Source organism: Bacillus sp. sid0103 (assembly GCF_019219025.1).
In genome coordinates this window covers 62,724-70,241 of sequence record NZ_JAHUWN010000031.1, presented here as the reverse complement: position 1 = coordinate 70,241, position 7,518 = coordinate 62,724, and the positions used below count along the sequence as shown (strand labels likewise).

Below are 7,518 nucleotides of genomic sequence, written 5' to 3'. Positions count from 1 at the left end.
TTTCCCATAGCGCAAGCTAGTAAGAACCCTGAAAGATGATCAGGTTGATAGGTCAGAGGTGGAAGCGTGGTAACATGTGGAGCTGACTGATACTAATCGTTCGAGGACTTAACCATTTTTAAGGCAAATTTGAGTTTACAAACTTCTTCTGCATTATCTAGTTTTGAGGGAATGAAAAAAATTAAATTTTCCTCTTGAAAAATATAAAAAAGACATTATAATTAAATAGTGTCGAATATATGGTCTGGCAATTATGGCGAGAAGGTCACACCCGTTCCCATACCGAACACGGAAGTTAAGCTTCTCAGCGCCGATGGTAGTTGGGACACGCGTCCCTGTGAGAGTAGGACATTGCCAGGCTGTAATATTATTGTTCCGCAGTAGCTCAGTGGTAGAGCTATCGGCTGTTAACCGATCGGTCGTAGGTTCGAGTCCTACCTGCGGAGCCATTTTTATGTAAACTAATGTTTAGCTATGCTTCCATAGCTCAGTAGGTAGAGCACTTCCATGGTAAGGAAGAGGTCAGCGGTTCGAGCCCGCTTGGAAGCTTACCTATTTTAATAATAGTATGGCCCCTTGGTCAAGTGGTTAAGACACCTCCCTTTCACGGAGGTAACACGGGTTCGAATCCCGTAGGGGTCACCAAAGTTTTTTCTTTGTGTAAAAAACTTTCGATATTTTGGAGGATTAGCTCAGCTGGGAGAGCATCTGCCTTACAAGCAGAGGGTCGGCGGTTCGATCCCGTCATCCTCCACCATAACCATTTGCCGGTGTAGCTCAATTGGTAGAGCAACTGACTTGTAATCAGTAGGTTGGGGGTTCAAGTCCTCTCGCCGGCACCTTCTTTTTTAAAATTAATATGGAGGGGTAGCGAAGTGGCTAAACGCGGCGGACTGTAAATCCGCTCCCTCCGGGTTCGGCGGTTCGAATCCGTCCCCCTCCACCATTATATTTTTAAAAAAGTTGGACATACTAGATTTATCACATCATTATTGGGCTATAGCCAAGCGGTAAGGCATCGCACTTTGACTGCGACATGCGTTGGTTCAAATCCAGCTAGCCCAGCCAGAGAGCCATTAGCTCAGTTGGTAGAGCATCTGACTTTTAATCAGAGGGTCGAAGGTTCGAGTCCTTCATGGCTCATAATATAACAATAAAGGACTTTGGAGTCATCTCCAAGGTTCTTTATTGTGTTCGCAATATATCCTTAAGCCAATCATTGGTTTAAGGTTTTTTTATTAAATAGGAATTGAAGACGCTTCTACTTTTTACGTATATATATACATAATTTTGTCGAGTTGAGTCATGAGCATGAAAGCGGTTAAAATAGGATACATAAAGGGGTAGGAGGAATGGATATGAACAAGCTTTCGATTATTGGAATGCCGATGGATTTAGGACAAATGAGACGTGGGGTTGATATGGGGCCAAGTGCGATTCGTTACGCTGGAATGGTGGAACGTCTAAAGCCGTTATTTGATGAGGTACATGATTTGGGAGATATTCCAATAGGAAGACCTGAAGTAGTCGTCGATAAAGAATCTAATTTACGTAATTTAGATTTAGTGGCAGAAAAGAGTGCGTTGCTTGCTGAAAAAGTAGATGCAGCTGTGGAATCTGGTGCATTCCCGCTTGTACTTGGCGGTGATCATAGTATTGCCATTGGAACGTTAGCAGGTGTATCGAAACATTATAAAAATCTTGGAGTAATATGGTATGATGCACATGGTGATCTAAATACAGCCGAGACAAGCCCGTCAGGTAATATTCACGGTATGCCTCTAGCGGTTAGTATCGGGTTAGGACACAGCATGTTAACCGAAATTGGCGGGTATGGCCCAAAAGTGAAACCAGAAAATGTTGTCATTATTGGTGCAAGAGCGCTGGATGATGGAGAAAAGGATTTAATAAAAGAAATTGGTATCAAAGTTTATACCATGCATGAAATTGACCGAATGGGGATGGCCAAAGTAATGGAGGAAACCATTGCTTACCTTAAAGATAAGACAGATGGTGTCCACTTATCTCTTGATTTAGATGGCTTAGATCCAAATGATGCTCCAGGCGTAGGGACACCAGTTATTGGCGGAATCAGCTACCGTGAAAGCCATCTTGCCATGGAGATGTTAGAAGAAGCAAAAATTATTACCTCAGCAGAATTTGTTGAAGTTAATCCGATTTTAGATGAGAAAAATAAAACAGCAAGAGTAGCTGTTGAGTTGATGGGATCATTATTCGGAGAAAAATTACTATAAAAATGAAACAGCTGCACAAAATCTGTGCAGTTGTTTTTTTATTTTCTGCTTATTATTAAACCCTTTTAGTAAATTTTTGTTAATATTATAGATGTTGAGAAATTTTTTTCGTTATAAACGAAACTTTTCTGCTATCGATACGTATTATCGGTTAGCAGCAATGGAGCTGAGGTAACTTAATGGACGCAATTGTTAAAAAGAGAATAAAACAAGTCATCAAGGGTGATCAGGATGCCTTTGGTGAAATTGTTGAAATATATAAAAACAGTATTTACCAACTTTGTTTTCGCATGCTTGGAAATCGTCATGAAGCAGAGGATGTCGCACAGGAAGCTTTTATCCGTGCCTATGTTAATATCAAATCATTTAACCAAGATTTGAAATTTTCAACTTGGCTGTTTCGGATTGCAACCAATCTGTGTATTGACCGGATGCGAAAAAAGAAACCTGACTATTATTTAGATGCAGAAGTGGCAGGGACAGAGGGGTTAACGATGTATTCACAGATCCCTTCAAATACTCCGATGCCTGAGACAGAATTAGAAAGCTTAGAACTGCAGGAGACCGTTCAAAAGGAGATCTTAAAACTGCCTGACAAATATCGATCAGCGATCGTACTGAAATATATGGAAGAGTTGTCTTTAAATGAAATTAGTGAAATTCTTGATTTACCCCTTGGGACGGTTAAAACGAGAATTCATCGTGGCCGGGAAGCCTTAAGACAACAATTACGATATGTGTGATGAGAGGTGAAACTGTCAATGTGTCCAGAGCAAATCATCGAACTAATGCATGAGTATTTAGATGAAGAAATTACACCCGAAAAAGAACGAACCCTGAGAGAGCACCTCCAAAGTTGTAAAGAGTGTGAAGCGATATTTAATGAGTTAAAAAAGACGATTGCATTTGTAAAAAGCGTCTCTTATATGCAGGCTCCGGATGATTTTACCGCTAATGTATTGGCCCGCTTACCTAAAGAGAAGAGGAAGATATCGATGCAGCGCTGGTTGAAAAACCATCCGATGCTTGCTGCAGCTTCCCTATTTTTGATATTAATGATGGGCAGTCTTCTTTCTACCTGGAATGAAGAGCGCGAGTTTTCAGTAACAAAGCAAAAAAACTTAGTGGTTCAAAATAATACAGTTATTGTTCCTAAAGGTGAAACTGTCAAAGGTGATGTAATCGTCCGAAATGGCAAATTAAAGATTGAAGGCGAAATCCAAGGTGATGTAACAGTCATCAATGGTGAAAAGTATTTAGCTTCTGCCGGTCATGTAACAGGGCAAATTGAAGAAGTAAATGAAGTATTCGATTGGATTTGGTATCATATTAAAAAGACCACAAAAGATGTTGTTCAGATTTTTGACGCAACCAGAAACTAAATAATAAACAAATCACTCTGACGGAGTGATTTGTTTTTTTAAGTAGTTACATATAATAGGTACAAGTGGTATTTATGTTATAATAAATAGATTGTATTTTATATGTGCTAAAGAAAATTACGGAGGAAAAACAATGCCGTTTGCTGATTTCGAATTATGGAAGTATTTAGCTAGTATTGTTGATATTGTCCTCGTATGGTATGTCATTTACAAGTTGATCAATGTGATTAGAGGAACGAAGGCCGTCCAATTATTAAAAGGTATTCTCGTTATTCTTTTAGTCAGAGTGGTCAGCGAGTTTCTAGGCTTCCAAACGTTAAGCTGGATGATGGAACAGGTGATAACATACGGATTTCTTGCGATTATAATCATTTTTCAGCCAGAACTTAGGAGAGCCCTTGAGCAATTGGGGAGAGGAAAGTTCTTTTCGAGAAGCAGTACTCTGGATGATGAAGATCCGGAAAAAACCGTTGAAGCGATTGTTAAGGCAACCGATTATATGGCAAAGCGCCGTATTGGGGCGTTAATCTCAATTGAACGAGAAACGGGAATGGGCGATTACATAGAAACAGGTATCCAGTTAAATTCAAATATATCTTCTGAATTGCTTATTAATATCTTTATCCCGAATACACCGCTTCATGATGGGGCTGTCATAATCCAAAAAAATAATGTTGCTGCTGCCGCATGCTATCTTCCTTTATCCGAAAGCCCGTTTATTTCGAAGGAGTTAGGAACGAGGCACCGGGCGGCATTAGGTATCAGCGAAGTTACCGATAGTATAACAGTCATTGTGTCTGAAGAGACAGGTAATATCTCACTTACAAAGAATGGTGAACTTCACCGCGGAATCAATCTTGACGAATTAAAAGAATTACTTACGGGTGAATTGTTAATTAACATCAAACCGAAACAAACTTCTTCAGCTCGGTGGAACTGGAGGGGAAAAAACAATGGATAAATTGATGGATAATCCCTGGTTTATTAAAATTCTTGCCTTGCTTTTAGCTGTTCTTCTCTATTCTTCTGTACCGCATACAGGGAAGAAAATTACTGATGTGAATGTACCGGGAGAACAATCTACGGCCACGATTACAAACATTCCTGTAAATGTCTATTATGATACAGAGAACTTAGTTGTTTCAGGAATTCCAAACAAGGTTGAAATAACTTTAAAGGGACCACTAACGCACATCCAGTCTGCGAAGGCATTAAAAAACTTTGAAGTGTATGTAGATTTAACAAAAGCCACAGTTGGAAAGCAGAAAGTAAAGTTAAAAGTAAGAAATCTATCAGATAAATTAAAGGCAACAGTGAAGCCAAGCAGTGTAACGGTTTCTGTCCAAGAAAAAATCACCAAAGAATTTAAGGTAGAGGCTGAATTCAACAAGAATCAAATCGACGAGGGGTATTCTGCTGGAGAACCAACTGTCGAGCCAAATAAGGTGAAGATTACCGGTGCAAAAAGTGTGATCGACCGGATTACCTATGTGAAAGCAACCCTTGGGGAAAAAAATAATCTGAAAGAAAGCATTACAGAAAAAGCTGACATTCAGGTGCTTGATAAGGACTTAAATAAGTTAAATGTAAAAGTGGATCCTGAAACCGTAGAAATTACCATTCCGGTGCGAAGCAACAGTAAGACTGTACCGATCAATATTGTACGCAATGGAACTGCCCCAGAGGGAGTGACCATCGAATCGATTGAAATCGATGAAAAAGAAGCAACCATCTACGGAAGTGAGAGTGTTCTTAATAAAACTGAAAAAGTCCGTGTTGAGGTTGATCTTAGTAAAATTACCGATAACACCACACTGACATTACCTGTTATTATTTCGAATGGAATTACAAAAGTTACTCCGCAATTGGTGAAGGCAAAGGTATTGGTCAAAAAGCAAGAGGAAAAAAACGTTTCGGATGTCCCTGTACACATTAAAGGATTATCTGATGAGTATGAAGCAACCATTACTGATCCTGAGAATCAAATGATTGATTTACTGGTTAATGGTCCCGCTTCTGCCGTTACGCGCGTTAAGCCTGAAGACTTTAATGTCTTTATCGATTTGACTGACCTTGAAGAGGGGGATCATGAAGTAGACATTCATGTGGAAGGTCCTTCTGCTCTTAAATGGAAACCAACGAAATCATCAGCGAAAATTACAATCAATAAAAATAATGCATAAAATCCAGCAATACACATGTTGAAGGAGAGATTTTTAAAATGGGAAAATATTTCGGTACCGATGGGGTACGTGGAGTAGCAAATAGCGAATTAACACCAGAGCTGGCTTTTAAATTAGGCCGCTTTGGCGGTTATGTTTTAACAAAGGATAAGGATCGTCCCAAAGTCCTCATCGGACGTGATACCCGTGTATCCGGACATATGTTAGAAGGAGCCCTTGTAGCAGGGCTGCTATCTATTGGAGCGGAAGTTATGCGATTGGGGGTTATCTCTACCCCAGGTGTTTCATTTTTAACAAAAGCCTTGGGAGCCCAAGCAGGAGTCATGATCTCTGCTTCGCATAATCCAGTGGCCGATAATGGAATTAAATTTTTTGGGCCCGATGGCTTTAAGCTTTCTGATGAGCAGGAATTAGAAATTGAGGAACTTATCGATTTACCAGATGACCAACTGCCGCGTCCCGTTGGCTCTGACCTAGGTCAGGTAATGGATTATTTCGAAGGCGGTCAAAAGTACCTGCAATACTTGAAAAACTCGGTCGATGAAGAGTTTTCAGGAATCCATATTGCATTAGATTGTGCGCACGGAGCAACATCGTCATTAGCTGCCCATTTATTCGCTGATTTGGATGCCGACCTCTCTACAATGGGAGCATCTCCTAATGGTTTAAATATTAATGCTGGTGTTGGTTCGACACACCCTGAAGCATTAGCAGCCTTAGTAAAAGAAAAAGGTGCGGATGTGGGTCTTTCATTTGACGGTGATGGAGACCGTTTAATCGCGATCGATGAACATGGTACCATCGTGGATGGTGACCAAATCATGTACATCTGTGGTAAATATATGAAAGAACAGGGCCGCTTAAAGCATGGAACGGTTGTATCAACAGTTATGAGTAATCTCGGCTTCTATAAAGCACTTGAGGCTCATGGAATCCATAGTGTGGCAACAGCTGTAGGTGACCGCTATGTGGTGGAAGAAATGAAGAAAAATGGTTTCAATCTTGGCGGAGAACAATCAGGTCATATTATTTTCTTAGATTATAACACCACTGGTGATGGGTTATTATCAGGGCTGCAATTAGTCAATATTATGAAGGTAACAGGGAAGCCGTTATCTGAACTAGCTGGTGAAATGAAGAAATTTCCGCAAAAACTTGTCAATGTAAGAGTCACTGATAAGCATCATGTAACTGATAATGCCAAAGTGAAAGAGGTTATTGAGCAAGTGGAAGCAGAAATGTCTGGAAACGGCAGAATCCTTGTCCGTCCCTCAGGAACAGAACCGCTTGTCCGAGTGATGGCAGAGGCACCGACAGAGGAATTATGTGAATCCTACGTTAATCGAATTGTCGCAGTGGTCAAAGAAGAAATGGAATTAAAGGAATAACACCCATTTATATATGCATAAGGGAACGGTATGCTTCCTTTATGCATATTTTATTATGTATGAATTATGGGAATTCCTAATTTTGGTTGACGGAATCCTGTAATCATAGTAGTATTAATTTGCTTTGTTCTCTTCAAAGCAATTGACTGCATAATTTTAAAGAAAGGTGGGTAGTAAGTAAATATTATTAAAAAAAAAGCGCCTGGACTAATCTAATGCGGTGGGTTAGTTGACGAGGAGGAGGAGTATCGAATGTTCGGCGGATACCTCCCGGTTGAGACGCACAACCGAAAATTTCTTCTTTAAAACA

6 protein-coding genes, 8 tRNA genes and 2 rRNA genes are annotated in these 7,518 nt (G+C 40.1%); all 16 read left to right on the top strand.

The annotated features are described in order from the left end of the window. A 23S ribosomal RNA gene (locus KW850_RS26575) occupies positions 1–116 on the top strand; the annotation flags it as partial. A 127-nt stretch (positions 117–243) separates the two neighbouring features. Beyond that, positions 244–360: ribosomal RNA gene (gene rrf / locus KW850_RS26570) — 5S ribosomal RNA — on the top strand. Positions 361–374: 14 nt separating this feature from the next. Continuing rightward, positions 375–449: transfer RNA gene (locus KW850_RS26565), tRNA-Asn, on the top strand. A gap of 27 nt (positions 450–476) precedes the next feature. Next, a tRNA-Thr gene (locus KW850_RS26560) sits at positions 477–549 on the top strand. A 21-nt stretch (positions 550–570) separates the two neighbouring features. Beyond that, positions 571–645, top strand: a tRNA-Glu gene (locus KW850_RS26555). A gap of 36 nt (positions 646–681) precedes the next feature. Then, positions 682–757 (top strand) — tRNA-Val (locus KW850_RS26550). Between the two features lie 9 nt (positions 758–766). Further along, positions 767–839: transfer RNA gene (locus KW850_RS26545), tRNA-Thr, on the top strand. Between the two features lie 22 nt (positions 840–861). Continuing rightward, positions 862–946 (top strand) — tRNA-Tyr (locus KW850_RS26540). A 47-nt stretch (positions 947–993) separates the two neighbouring features. Further along, positions 994–1,068 (top strand) — tRNA-Gln (locus KW850_RS26535). A gap of 2 nt (positions 1,069–1,070) precedes the next feature. After that, positions 1,071–1,143 (top strand) — tRNA-Lys (locus KW850_RS26530). A 215-nt stretch (positions 1,144–1,358) separates the two neighbouring features. Beyond that, the gene (gene rocF / locus KW850_RS26525; RefSeq protein WP_218350758.1) at positions 1,359–2,255 is read left to right on the top strand and encodes an arginase; all 897 of its coding nucleotides are present in this window, start codon (positions 1,359–1,361) and stop codon (positions 2,253–2,255) included. Positions 2,256–2,434: 179 nt separating this feature from the next. After that, the gene (sigW, locus tag KW850_RS26520) at positions 2,435–2,998 is read left to right on the top strand and encodes an RNA polymerase sigma factor SigW (protein ID WP_218350757.1); all 564 of its coding nucleotides are present in this window, start codon (positions 2,435–2,437) and stop codon (positions 2,996–2,998) included. An 18-nt stretch (positions 2,999–3,016) separates the two neighbouring features. After that, the gene (locus tag KW850_RS26515) at positions 3,017–3,637 is read left to right on the top strand and encodes an anti-sigma factor family protein (protein WP_218350756.1); all 621 of its coding nucleotides are present in this window, start codon (positions 3,017–3,019) and stop codon (positions 3,635–3,637) included. Between the two features lie 133 nt (positions 3,638–3,770). Next, a complete protein-coding gene (cdaA, locus tag KW850_RS26510) occupies positions 3,771–4,598 on the top strand; it encodes a diadenylate cyclase CdaA (RefSeq protein WP_218350755.1) in 828 nt (275 codons plus the stop codon). After that, positions 4,591–5,820 carry a CdaR family protein gene (locus KW850_RS26505; protein WP_218350754.1) on the top strand — a complete coding sequence of 410 codons (1,230 nt, stop codon included), beginning with the start codon at positions 4,591–4,593 and terminating at the stop codon, positions 5,818–5,820. The genes cdaA and KW850_RS26505 overlap by 8 nt, the downstream gene beginning before the upstream one ends. A 38-nt stretch (positions 5,821–5,858) precedes the next feature. Then, the gene (glmM, locus tag KW850_RS26500) at positions 5,859–7,208 is read left to right on the top strand and encodes a phosphoglucosamine mutase (RefSeq protein WP_218350753.1); all 1,350 of its coding nucleotides are present in this window, start codon (positions 5,859–5,861) and stop codon (positions 7,206–7,208) included. Positions 7,209–7,518 lie beyond the last annotated feature (310 nt).